15 protein-coding genes are annotated in these 15,666 nt (G+C 42.3%); 4 read left to right on the top strand and 11 right to left on the bottom strand.

Annotated elements, in window-relative coordinates; genetic code table 11:
• Window positions 1-78: 78 nt before the first annotated feature.
• The 5 genes from ACOOEY_RS03050 to ACOOEY_RS03030 form a co-directional block, all read right to left on the bottom strand.
• Window positions 79-891, bottom strand: a complete 813-nt coding sequence (locus ACOOEY_RS03050) for a helix-turn-helix domain-containing protein (RefSeq protein ID WP_420387200.1) — start codon at window positions 889-891, stop codon at window positions 79-81.
• A gap of 86 nt (window positions 892-977) precedes the next feature.
• The gene (locus ACOOEY_RS03045; RefSeq protein ID WP_420387199.1) at window positions 978-1,559 is read right to left on the bottom strand and encodes a hypothetical protein; all 582 of its coding nucleotides are present in this window, start codon (window positions 1,557-1,559) and stop codon (window positions 978-980) included.
• 77 nt (window positions 1,560-1,636) lie between these two features.
• A complete protein-coding gene (locus tag ACOOEY_RS03040; protein ID WP_420387198.1) occupies window positions 1,637-2,251 on the bottom strand; it encodes a class I SAM-dependent methyltransferase in 615 nt (204 codons plus the stop codon).
• 410 nt (window positions 2,252-2,661) lie between these two features.
• Window positions 2,662-4,293 (bottom strand): chaperonin GroEL, encoded by a 1,632-nt coding sequence (gene groL / locus ACOOEY_RS03035; RefSeq protein ID WP_420387197.1) that lies wholly within the window; start codon window positions 4,291-4,293, stop codon window positions 2,662-2,664.
• A gap of 33 nt (window positions 4,294-4,326) precedes the next feature.
• Window positions 4,327-4,611: a co-chaperone GroES gene (locus ACOOEY_RS03030; protein WP_420387196.1), complete on the bottom strand. Its 285-nt coding sequence runs from the start codon at window positions 4,609-4,611 to the stop codon at window positions 4,327-4,329.
• A 416-nt stretch (window positions 4,612-5,027) separates the two neighbouring features.
• On the opposite strand from ACOOEY_RS03030, the gene ACOOEY_RS03025 reads away from it, so the two are divergent.
• The 4 genes from ACOOEY_RS03025 (at window position 5,028) to ACOOEY_RS03010 (ending at window position 8,781) form a co-directional block, all read left to right on the top strand.
• Window positions 5,028-5,741: a hypothetical protein gene (locus ACOOEY_RS03025; RefSeq protein ID WP_420387195.1), complete on the top strand. Its 714-nt coding sequence runs from the start codon at window positions 5,028-5,030 to the stop codon at window positions 5,739-5,741.
• A gap of 139 nt (window positions 5,742-5,880) precedes the next feature.
• Entirely contained in the window at window positions 5,881-6,444 is a 564-nt protein-coding gene (locus ACOOEY_RS03020; RefSeq protein WP_420388629.1) for a 3-keto-disaccharide hydrolase, read from the top strand.
• 145 nt (window positions 6,445-6,589) lie between these two features.
• Complete coding sequence (locus ACOOEY_RS03015) at window positions 6,590-7,336, top strand: 3-keto-disaccharide hydrolase (protein WP_420387194.1); 747 nt, start codon at window positions 6,590-6,592, stop codon at window positions 7,334-7,336.
• Window positions 7,337-7,452: 116 nt separating this feature from the next.
• Window positions 7,453-8,781, top strand: a complete 1,329-nt coding sequence (locus tag ACOOEY_RS03010; RefSeq protein WP_420387193.1) for a Gfo/Idh/MocA family protein — start codon at window positions 7,453-7,455, stop codon at window positions 8,779-8,781.
• Between the two features lie 72 nt (window positions 8,782-8,853).
• Here the strand turns inward: ACOOEY_RS03010 and secG are convergent, their stop codons facing one another.
• The 6 genes from secG to ACOOEY_RS02980 all read right to left on the bottom strand — a co-directional run bounded on the left by secG (window position 8,854) and on the right by ACOOEY_RS02980 (window position 15,666).
• The gene (secG, locus tag ACOOEY_RS03005) at window positions 8,854-9,228 is read right to left on the bottom strand and encodes a preprotein translocase subunit SecG (protein ID WP_420387192.1); all 375 of its coding nucleotides are present in this window, start codon (window positions 9,226-9,228) and stop codon (window positions 8,854-8,856) included.
• A 7-nt stretch (window positions 9,229-9,235) separates the two neighbouring features.
• On the bottom strand, window positions 9,236-10,258 hold the full coding sequence (locus ACOOEY_RS03000; protein WP_420387191.1) for a hypothetical protein: 1,023 nt from the start codon (window positions 10,256-10,258) through the stop codon (window positions 9,236-9,238).
• Window positions 10,259-10,294: 36 nt separating this feature from the next.
• On the bottom strand, window positions 10,295-10,822 hold the full coding sequence (gene lptE / locus ACOOEY_RS02995) for an LPS assembly lipoprotein LptE (protein WP_420387190.1): 528 nt from the start codon (window positions 10,820-10,822) through the stop codon (window positions 10,295-10,297).
• Window positions 10,809-12,080 (bottom strand): sigma-54 interaction domain-containing protein, encoded by a 1,272-nt coding sequence (locus tag ACOOEY_RS02990; RefSeq protein ID WP_420387189.1) that lies wholly within the window; start codon window positions 12,078-12,080, stop codon window positions 10,809-10,811. The genes lptE and ACOOEY_RS02990 overlap by 14 nt, the downstream gene beginning before the upstream one ends.
• 12 nt (window positions 12,081-12,092) lie before the next feature.
• Window positions 12,093-13,562 carry a tRNA (N6-isopentenyl adenosine(37)-C2)-methylthiotransferase MiaB gene (gene miaB / locus ACOOEY_RS02985; protein ID WP_420387188.1) on the bottom strand — a complete coding sequence of 490 codons (1,470 nt, stop codon included), beginning with the start codon at window positions 13,560-13,562 and terminating at the stop codon, window positions 12,093-12,095.
• A 100-nt stretch (window positions 13,563-13,662) separates the two neighbouring features.
• Window positions 13,663-15,666: a transglutaminase domain-containing protein gene (locus ACOOEY_RS02980; RefSeq protein ID WP_420387187.1), complete on the bottom strand. Its 2,004-nt coding sequence runs from the start codon at window positions 15,664-15,666 to the stop codon at window positions 13,663-13,665.

Genomic DNA, 15,666 nt, shown 5'->3' with positions numbered 1-15,666 from the left:
ACCTGCTGAGTTGAATCTGGCACAATCTTACACTGTAATGATGAAGGAAAATTGTAAAAAAGGGACTCGGAAGAAGAATCAGAAAGTGGGGGACTGAATTCCCTTGTTTGCCCTATGAAAATAAGAGGGTGTACAGTTGATGACGGATTTCACATCTTTGACAAAATGAGATTGATCAAAATACTCAGCGTTAAGCGCGAGTTGGGTGAGTTGTTTGGACTGAATCCCTGATACTTGCTTCAGACTATAAATCACCCGGCACAGGCGGCAATACCTTTTGGGTGTGATGCCCAGGTGCTCAATGAAACGTCTCCTGATGGTTTTGGGGGAAGTTTTAAACTGGTTGCTCAATTGCTCAATACTGATGAGCCCCTTGTGACTCTCAATGGTATTCATCAATTGTTCAAAAAGCGGGTCTCTTCTGTAAGCATTCCTGGTATATAGTTCTTCAAAGAATTCGTTGAGTATTATATGCCTTTCTGAATAAGAGGATGCATTGAACAAACCTTCTTCTACCTGGAGGAAGTCTTCACCCAGGCATTGATCAGGCAAGAGACAATTGTCGATGCTGAGTTTCGGAGCAACCTCGCTGAACAAGTAAAAGGCCTTAGGTTTAAATCGAACACAGATTAGAGGACTTTGAGTAACAATACACTGTTGGCTTCTGGTTTTTAGTCCGCTAAGATGGCTCTTGACAGTCCATGCCGTCTTTAGCGCGGGGCTGTATCTTTGAAATGCTTTGTTGGTGATAATCAGCTCAATAGTGTTGTCCGGAACCACATGGATTTCCTGTTGATCGGGGGTGCTGTCGCAGTAGTCTTCATTCCAGTAACAGTCAATGAAGTCAGACAGAGCCTCGCTGGGTTTCACCTCAAAGTAGTTCCATTCCATATTCAGGCATACGGATATCTCTCAGTGTGATATATTGAAGGAGTGAGAAATAAGATTCAATACCGGAAAACAGCAAGAATGGCAGGTTAGTCTTCTGTATGGATACTAATGTTCTTCACTTGCGCAGTAACAGGAATAGCCTCAATCTTCGAGTCGATTTTCAGAAAAATAACATCCAGTGTTTTACCAATCATGATACCCGATTTGGTTTGATTATCGGCAAAGGTTACCTCAACAGGAGGCTCTGCGAGGACATGTTTTTTCGTGTGTCTTCCATAAATATCAGCTGAGGCAAAAAGATAAATGATAAAGCAGAAAGCGAATGACCCATATCTGAAAGTCTTAAACCAGCTTTTCTTGTCCCAGCCGAAGTTAGCTCTGGAGTAGGAGCGGGGAGATAGCTTTTTCCATTCACTATCGAACTTTAATAAGAGCAAGGAGATCAATAGTGACAGGACCGAGAAAAGCAGAATCCGATAATCTGCAAAAGGAGCGAGCAGAAAGTCAAATACATCTGAATAATCAAAGATGTTAATATCGAACTCCGCGTAGAATTTATAATTGAAGAGCATCCCTATACCTACTGTCAGTATATAGGCTATAGAAATGACGGTTTGCAATTCTTTGATAATCAGTTCGTATGCATCTTTAATTAGCCCTTCTTTCATAGGTATTGGCTGGTTGAAGGGGTTAAAATAGTGAAATCCTTACAGATGGTCTGAGTTGATAATTGAAATAGCGAGTATTAGTGCTTTTTACCTACAAAGCGAATGACTGATGCCTGCCCTCTATGGTATTTACCTTCGTTTAACGTTACGATTTCTTCCGCTCTGTAGAGAACCTCGTAATCGTGAAAGTCAGTATCAAGCTCTTCCAGCGAAAAGAGCGTGTCCAAATCTTTCGGACCACCCACAGCAGGATTGGCCTGTACGATAGGGAGGTGGTTCTTACTAAAGGCTTCAAAGATGACTATGCCGCCAGGTTTAACCAGTGTACTGAGCTTTTGATGGAAATCGGATTTAACAGGGCCCGGGAAGTGAGCATAGATCAGGGCCATAACATCGAAGGATAGGGGCTGAAAGCCCATGGTTTGAAAATCTCCGACCTGATAATCGATTGTGGTGCCCAGGTCAGCTGCTAATTGTAGTGCCTTTTTCTGACCTTCAATGCTAATATCGAAAGAAGTAGACTGCCATCCCTGCAATGCAGCATATACGCCATTTCGGCCTTCACCATCAGCGGGTAACAGAATTTTACCGGGACTAAGTTGATCTAGTCGATATTTAAAGAAAGCATTCGGTTCAGCGCCATAAGCATAGCCATTTTCTGCATATCGGTCATCCCACTTCTTTGATTCCATAGAGTTTAGTTTTAAGTCTTATGTAATGAAGCACAATGAGGTGAAGAAAGTTCTTGATAGTGCCCCTTTTGACCAATGAAAAACCCGCTAACCATGAATTGTTGTTTTATGATCCTTAGTATACGTTGACTGAGTCAGGCAGTTTTTAATTCCTTTACGCTCTCAGCGCCCATTGCGGTTAAAACCAATAGAATGAAAAAGCCCCGGCAAACTGCCGAAGCTCTTATCTATATTCTATATACTAATATCTAAGCCTAAGAGGGGGAGCTTACTTAGAAAGAGATTCGTCCTTTATTCTTTGCGCCCTCTGCGCCCATTGCGTTTAAAACCAATAGAATGAAAAAGCCCCGGCAAACTGCCGAGGCTCTTATCTATATTCTATGTACTAATATCTAAGTACTAGAGAGCGATTACATCATGCCGCCCATACCGCCACCCATTGGAGGCATTGGAGCTGCACCTTCTTTTTCCGGCTCTTCAGCTACTACACATTCGGTAGTCAGTAGAAGAGAAGCGATAGAAGCAGCATTTTCAAGCGCTAAACGAGTTACTTTGGTTGGGTCAATTACACCAGCAGCAATCAGGTTTTCGTACTTGTCTTCTCTGGCATTGTAGCCATAATCAGCTTTTCCGTTTTTCACCTCATTCACTACTACTGAACCTTCACCACCAGCGTTTGCCACGATAGTTCTCAAAGGAGCTTCTACAGCAGTTCTGATAATGTTTACACCAGTAGCCTGATCTTCATTGTCAACAGCTACTTTGTCCAAAGCAGCAGCAGCTCTGATCAAGGCTACACCACCACCGGCAACTACACCTTCCTGTACAGCAGCTCTGGTAGCATGCAATGCATCGTCTACTCTGTCTTTCTTCTCTTTCATTTCTACTTCAGTAGCCGCACCAATGTAAAGGATAGCTACACCACCAGAGAGTTTAGCAAGTCTTTCCTGCAATTTCTCTTTGTCGTAGTCAGAAGTAGTATTTTCAATCTGAGTCTGGATTTCTTTTACTCTGGCCTCAATGTGAGCCGCTTCACCAGCACCATTAACAATAGTAGTATTGTCTTTGTCGATGTTGATTTTCTCAGCAGTACCAAGGTATTCGATAGTTGCATTTTCCAGTTTGTAACCTCTTTCTTCAGAAATTACAGTACCACCAGTCAATACAGCGATATCTTCCAACATGGCTTTTCTTCTGTCACCAAAGCCAGGAGCTTTTACAGCAGCAATTTTCAGAGAACCTCTGATTTTGTTTACTACCAAAGTAGCAAGGGCTTCACCGTCTACATCTTCAGCAATGATAACCAATGGCTTACCTGACTGAGCTACTGGCTCAAGTACCGGAAGCAATTCTTTCATTGAAGAGATTTTCTTGTCGTAGATCAGGATGTATGGGTTATCCAGTTCAGCTTCCATTTTCTCTGTGTTAGTCACAAAGTATGGAGAAAGGTAACCTCTGTCGAACTGCATACCTTCTACAGTCTTCACTTCGGTTTCAGTACCTCTTGCTTCTTCAACAGTGATGACACCGTCCTTACCCACTTTGTCCATCGCATCAGCAATCATCTGACCGATTTCCTCATCGTTGTTAGCAGAGATAGTACCTACTTGCTTAATCTCGTTAGAGTCTTTGATAGATTTAGACTGAGAGTGAAGGTCAGCAACAACAGCAGTAACTGCTTTGTCGATACCTCTTTTCAAGTCCATTGGGTTAGCACCGGCAGCTACGTTTTTGATACCTGCACCGAAGATGGCCTGAGCCAAAACAGTAGCAGTAGTAGTACCATCACCAGCACTGTCAGCGGTTTTAGAAGCAACTTCTTTCACCAACTGAGCACCCATATTTTCGATTGGCTCAGAAAGCTCAATCTCTTTTGCTACAGAAACACCATCCTTAGTTACAGTTGGTGCACCGAATTTCTTGTCGATAATTACGTTTCTACCTTTAGGACCAAGGGTTACTTTCACAGCATCTGCCAAAGTATCAACACCTTTTTTCAACTGGTCTCTGGCATCATTACGAAAGAATAGATCTTTTGCCATGTCTTATTCGTGTTTTAAGTTTTCAGATTAAGATTAAGAATTGATGATTGCGAAAATGTCAGACTCCTTCATGATGAGGTAGTCTTTACCTTCAACAGTGATTTCAGTACCGGCATATTTACCATACAATACAGTATCACCAGCTTTCACTGTCATTGGCTCATCTTTCTTGCCACCACCAGCAGCTACGATTACACCTCTCTGAGGCTTTTCTTTGGCAGTGTCAGGAATAATGATACCTGAAGCAGTTTTTTCTTCAGCAGCCGCAGGCTCTACCAGAACTCTGTCAGCTAATGGAGTAATGTTAACTTTAGACATTTTTCTTATTGGTTTAAGAGTTTGTTTCAATTTTACAGTGCGGCATATATCAGTTTGTGTGCCAAACACAGATTGTGAACTTTTGGCAGGGTCAATTCCGTCATGTGTCAGGTTCCAATGGGAATTCTCAATCGATTGTCATAAAAATCTGACAGAATTTCACCTCAGCTCGCTTTCTGGCTTTGATCAATTGTCAGAACTGGTTATCTTCTGTGTCAAATGATCTGTGCTCAACTGACAGATCAGCGGTTTAAGAACATTCAATAATTTGTATGGTTGGCCATGCTGAGCTTGCCTGCCTGCGGCAAAGGCTGGTTTCAGCATTTAATTGACTTAGAGATCCTGAAATAAATTCAGGGTGACGAATCAACATTGTTGAGGTGTTCTTTTTGAGGAATGTTTAAAAAATTTCATCTATGACACAATTAAGGAAAGACTGGATTACCGATGGGCTAATTGATTTTGAGTATAAGAAGTATGTGCTGCTGGCCTACTTGAAACATGTAGAGAAGAACTTCGATCAGGCCAGACTTTTTCCATTTCTGACTGAGCTGATAGATCATTATCAGGATGCTAAGGTACTTAAGGATAAGAAGCAATCTATCCAGTCCAAAATGCCCAGAGAGATTTCACGATTAGACTTGAGTAAACTGGAAATCATCTATAAAGACCTGAACGAAAGTGATGAAACTCTGAAAGACATAGAGGAGATTGTTGATTATGCTCTGCCAACTATGCAAAAGACATTGGGCAAGGGGAAGGAGATTCACGAATGGGTTGAGTCTGAACTGAAGATTGATCCCGTAGGTATTATTCCAATGTACAAAGATGAAGGTTATGTGATGCTGGAAGTAGGCAACTCCAAACTTACTGATGTATTTCAATACCAGATCAAGAAGTTTATCATGTTCAATGAGCAAATGAGGGGCATTTACTTTCGCTGGATCGATCGGTTCTCCAGAGGTATAGGAGATACTTTTGAGCAGCTTAAGCTTCAATTGATCAGGACTTATCAGGTATTGCCCAACCCGGCTACCTTTCTGATTCATGGTGAATTACCACTACCCATGGAAGAAACCTTGATTCCTATGAGCAAGAAGATGGTTTTGAAAACCGTGCAGCAACTTTAGCATAGTGTTGTGCGGTAGGGAAAATGTGCGGTTAATTTTTTAGATTGAGAGGTAAACTTTTCAACCAAACTACTTTTTCATCATGCTACTTAAAGCTTCAGGAAAGACTCTGCTCACTGGTTTTTTGACCCTTTTTCTTATGGCTTCTTGCCAATCATCTGACACTATTTCCCTCTTCAATGGAGAGAATCTGGATGGCTGGACGAATAACGGGGAAGAGAAGTGGTATGTCGAAAACGGAGAACTGATTTGTGAGAGTGGCCCCAAAGCTCAGTATGGTTATCTCACCACCAATGAATATTACGATGACTTCGAATTAACACTGGACTTCAAACAGGAAGCCAATGGCAATAGTGGTGTTTTCATTCGGTCTACAGTAGATGGCACTAAGGTGAGTGGCTGGCAGGTGGAAGTAGCACCTCCCGGTAGCCATACTGGAGGAATCTACGAATCTTATGGAAGAGGATGGCTCATTCAACCCGAACCAGAAAAAGACAGTGCTTTGAAGATGGGAGAGTGGAACACTATGAAGATCAGGGTAGTAGGCAATGAGGTTACCTCATGGCTTAATGGTACTGAGATGGTGCACCTGGTTGATGAGAAGATCGGTGCAGGAAAAGGCTCCATTGCATTGCAGATCCACGATGGTGGAGGAATCAAGGTCAGATGGAAGAATATTCAACTGAAGAAGCTAAGTGAGTAAGACTAAATCCTTAAAGAGACTTTTTAAAGAGTAAAAATAGAATTGAACCTTGCACCCTTTAGGACTGGGTAAAATTTAAATCTTATATAACAGGCACTAAATCCTAATAAACTATTAACCTCTAACTAATAACCCTTACCCAAATATGAAAAGAAACTATCTGCTCGCACTATTTTCCATTGCTCTCTTCTCCTGTGGCTCCGGAGATAAGAAGGAGGAAACTCAAACTGCTACAGCTGAGGATGAAGGCTGGATTTACCTGTTTGACGGAACAAGTACCGATGGCTGGCGTGCCTATAATGGTGAAGAACTTCCATCGCAATGGACTATTGATGAAGAAGGAGCATTGACCTTCGATACTGAAAAACGCCTGGAGTCAGAAATGCAGGGTGGAAAGGATATTATCTATGGAGCTGAAGAGTTCGACAACTTTGAGCTTTATCTCGAATGGAAGTTGCCGGAAGGTGGAAATAGCGGAATATTCTATCACCTGAAAGAAAACGAGCCAGGAGGGCCACCAGAAATATCACCTGAATACCAACTGCTGGACGACCTGAAATGGGAGGAGATCAATAATGCGAAACTAGAAGAATGGCAAAAGACAGGAGCAGACTACGCTATGTATGTACCTGACCCTGCTCAGAAAATTGCCAAACCTGCCGGAGAGTGGAATACTTCTAGAATCATATTCACTCCTGAAAAAGTTGAGCATTGGTTGAATGGAAAGAAAATCGTGGAATTTGTGCCCTGGTCAGACGACTGGTACGAGAGGAAGGCAGCAGGTAAGTGGAAGGACTCACCGAAATATGGCTCCTTTAAAACGGGTTACATAGGTCTACAGGATCATGATAGCCCGCTTTGGTTCAAGAATATCAAGATTAGAAAATTGTAAGACCTTGTTTTAGGACTTTTATCCTGAGGCAACGAAGGTTAGTCAACAAACTGGCAGATTCTTCGACAACTCTCGGAATAGAAAGGCTTTGTATCCTAAGACTGAAAGAATGAATTATGAACAAACGAGATTTTTTAAAAAGTGCAGCACTGCTCACCACTGCCTCTGTCTTGCCAACCTCACTCTGGTCTATGGGAAGGGCCGATAAGTTAAGAACTGCCCATATTGGTGTTGGAGGAATGGGGATGGAAGACCTTAAGGCGATTGCTTCACACCCTGCTGTTGAAGTCGTTGGCCTGTGCGATGTTGATGCGTCTAACCTGTCGGCAGCGCACCAAATGCATCCTAATGCGAAGGTTTACAGCGATTACCGGGCCATGCTCAGGGAGATGTCTGGCAGTATTGACGCAGTAGTGGTTTCTACTCCCGATCATACTCATGCTCCCGCTTCTATGATGGCTATGGAGATGAATAAGCCAGTCTATTGCCAGAAGCCTCTGACACACCATGTCACTGAGGCCAGGGCCATGAATCAACTGGCCGCGGATAAAGGGCTGGTTACACAGATGGGCATTCAGGTGCACTCATTCTATGATTATCAATTGGCTACTGAACTGATTCAATCCGGTATTATCGGTAAGGTGAAGCGTGTCAGGGCCTGGTCTCCCAAAAACTGGGGTTATGATGGCCCTGTTCCTCAGGGTAGCGACCCGGTTCCAGAGAGCCTGGATTGGAATCTTTGGTTGGGTACATCGGCAGAGCGACCATACAAAAAGGGTGTCTATCACCCGGGTAACTGGAGAAAGCTGGTAGACTATGGCTGCGGCACCTTGGGAGATATGGGGGTACATATTTTCGATACCCCATACAATGCGCTGGCCTTGGATATTCCTAAGACCATTAAAAATGAGTGCCGTGAGCCTAATGGTTTTGGCTTTCCCGAGCATAACATAGTGACTTACGAGTTCCCGGGTACTGCCTATACTACCAAGAAATTCAAGTGGATTTGGTACGATGGAGAAGGTGCACCTAAAGATCACAAGGACTTACGCTTGCCTGATGGAGAATCGCTACCCGATCAGGGGGCTATGTTCATTGGGGAAAAGGGCAGGTTATTGCTTCCACATTTTATGCAGTTGCCGAGACATATTGTTAAGGATGAATATCAGGAACTGGATCTCACCAATTTTGCATATTTGGGTGAGCCTGTCAGAAATTACGAGCAGGAGGGTAAGAAACACTATCATCAGTTTGTAGATGCTTGTCTTGGGAATGTTAAGACCAGTGCCCCATTCTCCTATGCAGCCAGGTTAACTGAAACCATTCTCCTGGGAGTAATAGCAGGCAGATTCCCCAATAAGAAACTGCATTGGGACAGCCAGAATGCAAAGTTCAGGGAAGAAGAGGCGAATGCTTACCTGGACTCTGAATACAGAAAATTCTAGAAAGAAGGTAAGCGGGAATAAAAAAGCCCTGATGTTATCATCAGGGCTTTCTTAATATGTTTTCAGTTCAAATTATTGCTGACCAGTGGTATCTTCTGGCGTAGTGCCTAAACCTGTGCTGGTAGTATCAGCTTCAGTTGGGGTGAATGGCAATGCATTGTTTTGAGGTTGACTTTGCTGAGCAGCATCAACGTTTGGATTAGCAAAGTTGGCCGGTCCTTTTTCCAGCATCAGACTTGATGTAAGGCTGAAAACAATCAGGGCAACGATAAAAACCCAGGTAGCTTTTTCCAGAATATCACTGGTCTTTTTCACACCAATGATCTGCTGTGCTCCTCCGCCACCAAACTGGCTTGACAATCCGCCTCCTTTAGAGTTCTGCATCAATACGATTAAGATTAACAAAATCGCTACGATGATTGCCAAGATGATGAATAACTTAAACATTCTGTTTCTACTTTAATTTTTCAATTTGGGATGCAAAGTAAGCGCTTTTTTCAGGAAACTTCAAGCTCAGCTTTTTATAAATCTCTTCTGCTCTTTTGAGCTTGCCCTGCTTCACCATCAACCTCGCTAAAGTCTCTGTTTCAAAATCTTCATTTTGCTTAATGGATTTGTCCGCCAGGTTTACCTGTCCAGAAGAACTTTCTGATTCTGCCAGCTTTTGACGGTCTATTTGAGGCTCATTTTGGATGAACTTTTCAATCAGTTCAATCTGGTTTTTCTTCTTGCCTTTCTTTTGAGTTATTTTCGATTTACCAGAAGCTTGTGGAGTAGAAGAGACTTCTTCTAATGTTCCTGAGAGTAGTGCTTCAATCCGCCTTTTTGCTGCTTCTATTTCGGCCAGATCGTTATCAAATTTCTTCGGTACTGGAGTAGGCATGCTCTCTGTTGCCTGGCGGTTTTTAGGTTCGACCTTAATCTCTTCTTTGGATGCCTGAGGTTTTTTGTCAGGTGCCTCTTGCCCTTGTTTGGCTGCTGGGCTGGCTATTTCTGCCGGCTTTGGCTTTTCTTCTTTTTGTTCAGCTTTTGGTTCCTTAACAGGAGTTACCTGCTTTTCCTTTTCAACTTCACCCGTCCTGTCTTTTTCTTCCGTCTTTGTCACTGCCTTTTCCTTCTCTTCTATGGGCTTCTCTGGAACCTCAGGTTTTTGGTTGGCTTGTTCTTTTTGAGGTTCGTCCTTGTTAATAACAGGAATAGCCGGTGATTCTTGTGTCTGAGATGTGGGCTTTTGACCAAATTGAAAATCGCCTTCGATAATCTCTTTCAGGTGAGACCTGTTGGCCGAGTAGATAGCGGCTTTCTTAATAAAGGCCTCTGTCTTTGGGTGTTGACGATCTTTAAGCGCTTTAGCCACTACCACATAAAGGCTCTGAAAATAAGGGTATTTCTTCCTGTATTCATTCAGCGCCTTAATATCAGGATTGGTGACCTCAGACGGATCTTTCAGTAAAGTACTAAAGCGTTCTTTGTCCACACGTGTTAGGGTTGAATAACGAAAATAGAATGAAAATTACCATTGGGCAACAGCTGCCTGGAAAATGTCAAAGTAAAGCGCATCGAATATCTCCTGAACCAGGTCTTCTTCCACTGCATTCAGAGTGGTGGTGGAAGGGTCGTAATCGGCATAGAAAGTAAATGGTCTTTGGAAGCTTGCTTCTTCTTCTACTGAATTAGTAAAGACCACCTGAACAACAATGGTAAGTCTCATAAGCCCGGTTCCATCGGCTCTGGTAGAACTTCCTGAGGCACTAATGGCCTGAGGATTCACCCGGTAATCAGAGATACTTCCTTCAAACTGGAGGTCGCCCTGACGCTGAATAAGCTCAAGTTTGGTTCTTCGCTGAAAGTAGTCTTTCAACCCCTCAGTAAAGTTTTGGGCCATGTTGGGAGGTCCACTACCGATTTCATTGAGGAAGTTGGCAATACTAAGGGTTTTGATCTGATTGTAGTCAATGGAAGTACCGCTAAAAGAGTATACGCCACATCCTGAAAGGGAAATCAGCAGAGCTAAAAGAACCAGCGCTTTAGTCGATTTCATATTGTTTGATCTTACGGTAAAGAGTACGCTCCGAGATGCCCAAATCTTGTGCCGCATATTTACGCTTGTTGTTATTTTTTCTTAACGCCTTGATGATTAGCTCTTTTTCTTTCTCTTCAATGCTTAGTGACTCATCTTCCTCATGAGTAATGTCATGAACATTTTCATAATCATAACTGTCGTCATTATCTGATTCGGCAGAATTGATATAGATGGGTTCGCTGAAGTCTTTTGGACTGGATTCCTGAGGCAGGGCAGGGGTCTTATCCATGTTTCTGAAGAGGTTTGGGTTATCTTCAATCACGCTGGTGTCTACATCACCATCCTGAATCAGGTCATGAACTAACTTTTTTAAGTCGTTCATGTCTTTTTTCATATCAAACAGCACCTTGTAGAGCAAGTCTCTTTCGCTCAGGCTATCACCGCCTTCAGAACTTCCTCCCTTATAAATTGCAGGTAAATTAGATCCCTGTTGTGGAAGATACTTCATCAAAGTATCGGCAGTAATCGTTCTCTCCATCTCCAGTGCAGACATCTGCTCCACCAGGTTCTTCAGTTGACGAATGTTACCGGGGAACCTGTATCTTAATATCATGTGTCGCGCATCGTCTGTAAGCTTGATACTTTCAACACGATACTTTTCGGCAAAATCAGAAGCAAACTTTCTGAACAACAAGTCAACATCATTACCTCTTTCTCTGAGAGGAGGGACAAAGATGGGCACTGTACTCAGTCGGTAGTAAAGGTCTTCTCTGAACTTACCCTTTTCTACTGCATCCAACAGGTTGACATTGGTGGCTGCTACTACACGTACATCTGTTTTCTGAACTTTGGAAGAACCTACTTTAATAAACTCTCCATTTTCCAAAACCCTGAGTAAACGTGCCTGGGTTTGTAACGGCATTTCGCCAATCTCATCGAGGAAAATAGTGCCTCCATTGGTTACCTCAAAGTATCCCTTTCTGGCTTCATAAGCCCCTGTAAATGAGCCTTTTTCGTGACCAAAAAGCTCCGAGTCAATAGTGCCTTCCGGAATAGCTCCGCAGTTGATGGCAATAAACTTACCATGTTTTCTGGCGCTGAGTTGATGTATGATTTTGGAGAAGGATTCTTTACCACTACCACTTTCACCAGTGATGAGCACAGTCATATCGGTGGGAGCTACCTGAGCAGCCACCTGAATGGCATGGTTCAGTTTGGGGCTATTGCCAATAATACCAAACCGCTGTTTTATGCTTAAAAATTCGTTGCTACTCAATTGATTTTTCTTTTATGCGACTACTTCGCCAAATAGAGTGGCTGCAGTACAGTCGTTCACCAATACATTAACATAATCACCTTTCTGGTGATTCCCTCTGGGGAAAATAACGACCTTATTGGCTGTGTTTCTACCCTGAAGTTGTTCTTCAGAACGCTTTGAAGTGCCTTCAATAAGCACCTTGTGTACCTTGCCAACATCGAGCTTGTTGCGTTCCAATGATATCTCCTGTTGTTTGGCGATGATCTCCTGAAGTCTTCTTTTCTTAACCTCCAGAGGTATGTCATCTTCAAACTTCTTAGCCGCTAATGTACCAGGACGTTCAGAATAGAAGAACATATAGGAGAAGTCATACTTTACATAATCCATCAGGGTGATTGTGTCTTGATGCTCCTCTTCAGTTTCGGTACAGAAACCTGCAATCATATCTGAAGAAATACCACATTCCTCCCCAAGGATGTCTCTAATGGCATCTACCCGGTTAATGTACCATTCTCTGGTATAAGTTCGATTCATCAGGTCGAGCACTCTGGAATTACCACTCTGTGCCGGTAGGTGAATGTATTTGCAGATGTTTTCGTACTTCTTCATGGTATGAAGTACCTCATCTGTAATGTCTTTCGGATGAGAAGTTGAGAACCTGACACGAAGTTCAGGCGATACCAAGGCTACCATTTCGAGCAAGCGGGCGAAATTGACGACTTCAACTTCTTCTCCGGTTTTCTCCTTCTTTTCTAACCAGGCTTTATTGTTCTCTGCTTCTGACCATTTATAGCTGTCAACATTCTGACCGAGTAAAGTCACCTCTTTATATCCCTGATTAAACAAATCCTGGGCTTCTCGAACGATCGAATGTGGATCACGGCTTCTTTCTCTTCCTCTGGTGAATGGTACAACACAGAAAGAACACATGTTATCGCAGCCTCGCATAATAGAGATGAATGCAGTAACTCCATTTGAATTTAACCTGACAGGGGAGATATCGGCATAAGTCTCTTCACGGGAAAGGAAGGTATTAACCGCTTTGAGACCATCTTCTGCAGACTCAACGAGTTTAGGAAGGTCACGATAAGCATCTGGCCCCACCACAACATCTACAATTTTCTCCTCTTCGAGCAATTTATCTTTGAGGCGTTCGGCCATGCAGCCTAATACTCCAATAGTCATTTCAGGCTTGTTCTTTTTGACAGCATTGAAATGATTGAGTCTGTTTCTAACTGTTTGTTCTGCTTTCTCCCGGATGGAGCAGGTATTCAGGAAAACGACATCGGCACTTTCGAAATCAGATGTAGTGTCATATCCGTTTTCCTTCATAATGGAAGTAACGATTTCACTATCTGCAAAATTCATCTGACAGCCATAGCTTTCAATGTAAAGCTTCTTGGCTTTACCGGTGTTTTCCTCCTTAGAGGTTTTTACCGTTTCCATTGCCTCCTGGCTGTTTCTGTCTATGATATCAATGTCTTGAATGATATTGCTCATGCCTTTCCCTACTCGAATTTAAGGCGCAAATATAAGCCTTTTCAAGAGAAAATGTGACAGATTGGCAGCGAAGTCTATAGTACAACTTTATGTCTGATTCCTATTGCTCTTTTTTCTCAAGAACCACTTCCTGATTGAATTTCTCTATTATCAGGTTAATCTGATTTTTGAGGGCACTGTATTCATTAGGTTCATAGATGGCTTTCTTAAAAGTGTACTCTCCTGTAATCTTTAGCATATTTCCTTCTATTTCTGATTTTACATCAATAGATATCAGAGGTGTGCTTAGGTCATAGCTCTCTACATTTTGAATCAGCTCATAGCCTTCAGGGATTAGTATAGAAGCTTCATAACTATTACTTATAGGATAAATGAGGTCTATAGGGTAGGTACGTTCCTTCTGAGTCAGATTGTTCTCACTAATTGGGAAGTGTAGAAACGGAGAGAAGAATAGCTTGCCATCCAGTTGACCTAAGTCAAAGTCAATATTGGTTTGAATAAGATAAGGTGCTCTTGACCTGTTGTAATTAGCGGTTTTAATTTCATCTGTCACTTCAAAGCCTCTTTTTTCATAGTATTCTTTGATCTTATCTGTATCATCATCATAGGTGATTTTGCTTCTATAGGCTTCAAACTCGGTGAGCTGATTATTGAGTACCACACTGGCTTTACTACTTTCAGGGTTGAGCTTGATTTCGAACTGTCTGATGTTCTGAGATAGAGGGTTAACTCTTAAATCAATCCAGGGAGCTGTTTCCTCCAGTATAAGTCCATTGTCATTAATCGCTCTGATTGGAATTCTATCGAATGATAAAAGCGGTTCTGTGACATCTGCCAGAAATGCTTTTCCGTCAGCTTCAACCATTACTATGACATAGTTGAAGGCAGGGTCATAGGGAAACTCTTTCTTAATTTTTCCATTATTTCGGGTGCTGAGGATCACTGGCTTAGCCGTAATACCTGCTGCTCTGAGGGTACCAATCAAAAGCAAGTTTAACTCTCCAACATTTCCGGTTTTCGATTCAATAACGTCTTTTGCCTTGTTGGAAGTCCCTTTTCCGGCAAGCTCATTCCATCTGTAATTGTCCTTGAAATGATTAACTATAGAGATAGATTTCTCAAGGTTCGATCCATTACCCAAATCAATCTCTTTTAGAATTTCCTTCTTGGCCGCCTTTTCACTATCGTCCATATATTTTCCGATATACCTACTATCCAGGAGGGTAGCAATCATGGTATTCCAGTCTGTCATTAATTCCTCTGAGCTTCCGGTTGGTCTGTGAACTACGGCTAGTTGAAAGTCTAGCTTTTGGATATAGTCCTCCACGGAGGTAATGTATTCTTCGTCTCTAAAGGCTGGTAAATCCTTCATTACAAAGGTGTGAATGACGTCATTGAACTTTACTCCACTACCAATATTACGGCCATAGCTCTCTACTACCGAACCAAAAGTTCTGTCTACAGATGAGGTTTTTGAATTACGATAATCAAATCTTCTGATGCCTTGTGCTGCGAAAGTATATTCATAGAAAGGAATGGCATTGAGTACATATTCACTGTATACTGTAGGAATTCTGTTCTGAAATTTCCAATCGGGAGGATTACTCAGGAAAGGAGTTTCCAATACATACTCGTATTCAATGATTGTTCCCGGTTTTACATTAGGAATAGCAACTTTGAATAGGCTCCAATAAGCATTGATTTCTTCTTCATAAATGTCATCCAGGCCAACTTCCCTTTTCTCAACACTTCCAAGACTCAGATTGTGGCTGAAAGCTTTAAATGAGGTAATTCTTTCACGACTGTCAGCACTGTTTTTATAGGCTTGAATCTCAATGTTGCCGTAATCTTTTCCTGCTTCGGTGAGGATCTTAATGCGTTTGGTTCTGGTAAATTGAATAACATAACCTCTTTCCTGATCAAAGTGGAAGTAAGAACTGCCCTTATCATATAGCACTACTGCTTCAGCTTCTGGATCTTTATCGAAAGAGGTCATTTGCAGTTCTTCCTGACTAGGAGCTCCTAATTGAATCTTTTGAGTTTGTGCCTTAAGAGTAAATAGGGAGGCCCATAAAAGGACAATAAGAATTAAGGTTCTTTTCAT

The sequence above is a fragment of the Roseivirga sp. genome (assembly GCF_965216855.1).
Classification (GTDB): domain Bacteria; phylum Bacteroidota; class Bacteroidia; order Cytophagales; family Cyclobacteriaceae; genus Roseivirga.
The sequence above is the reverse complement of the archived record's forward strand: the minus strand, read 5'-3'. Positions and strand labels throughout refer to the sequence as shown.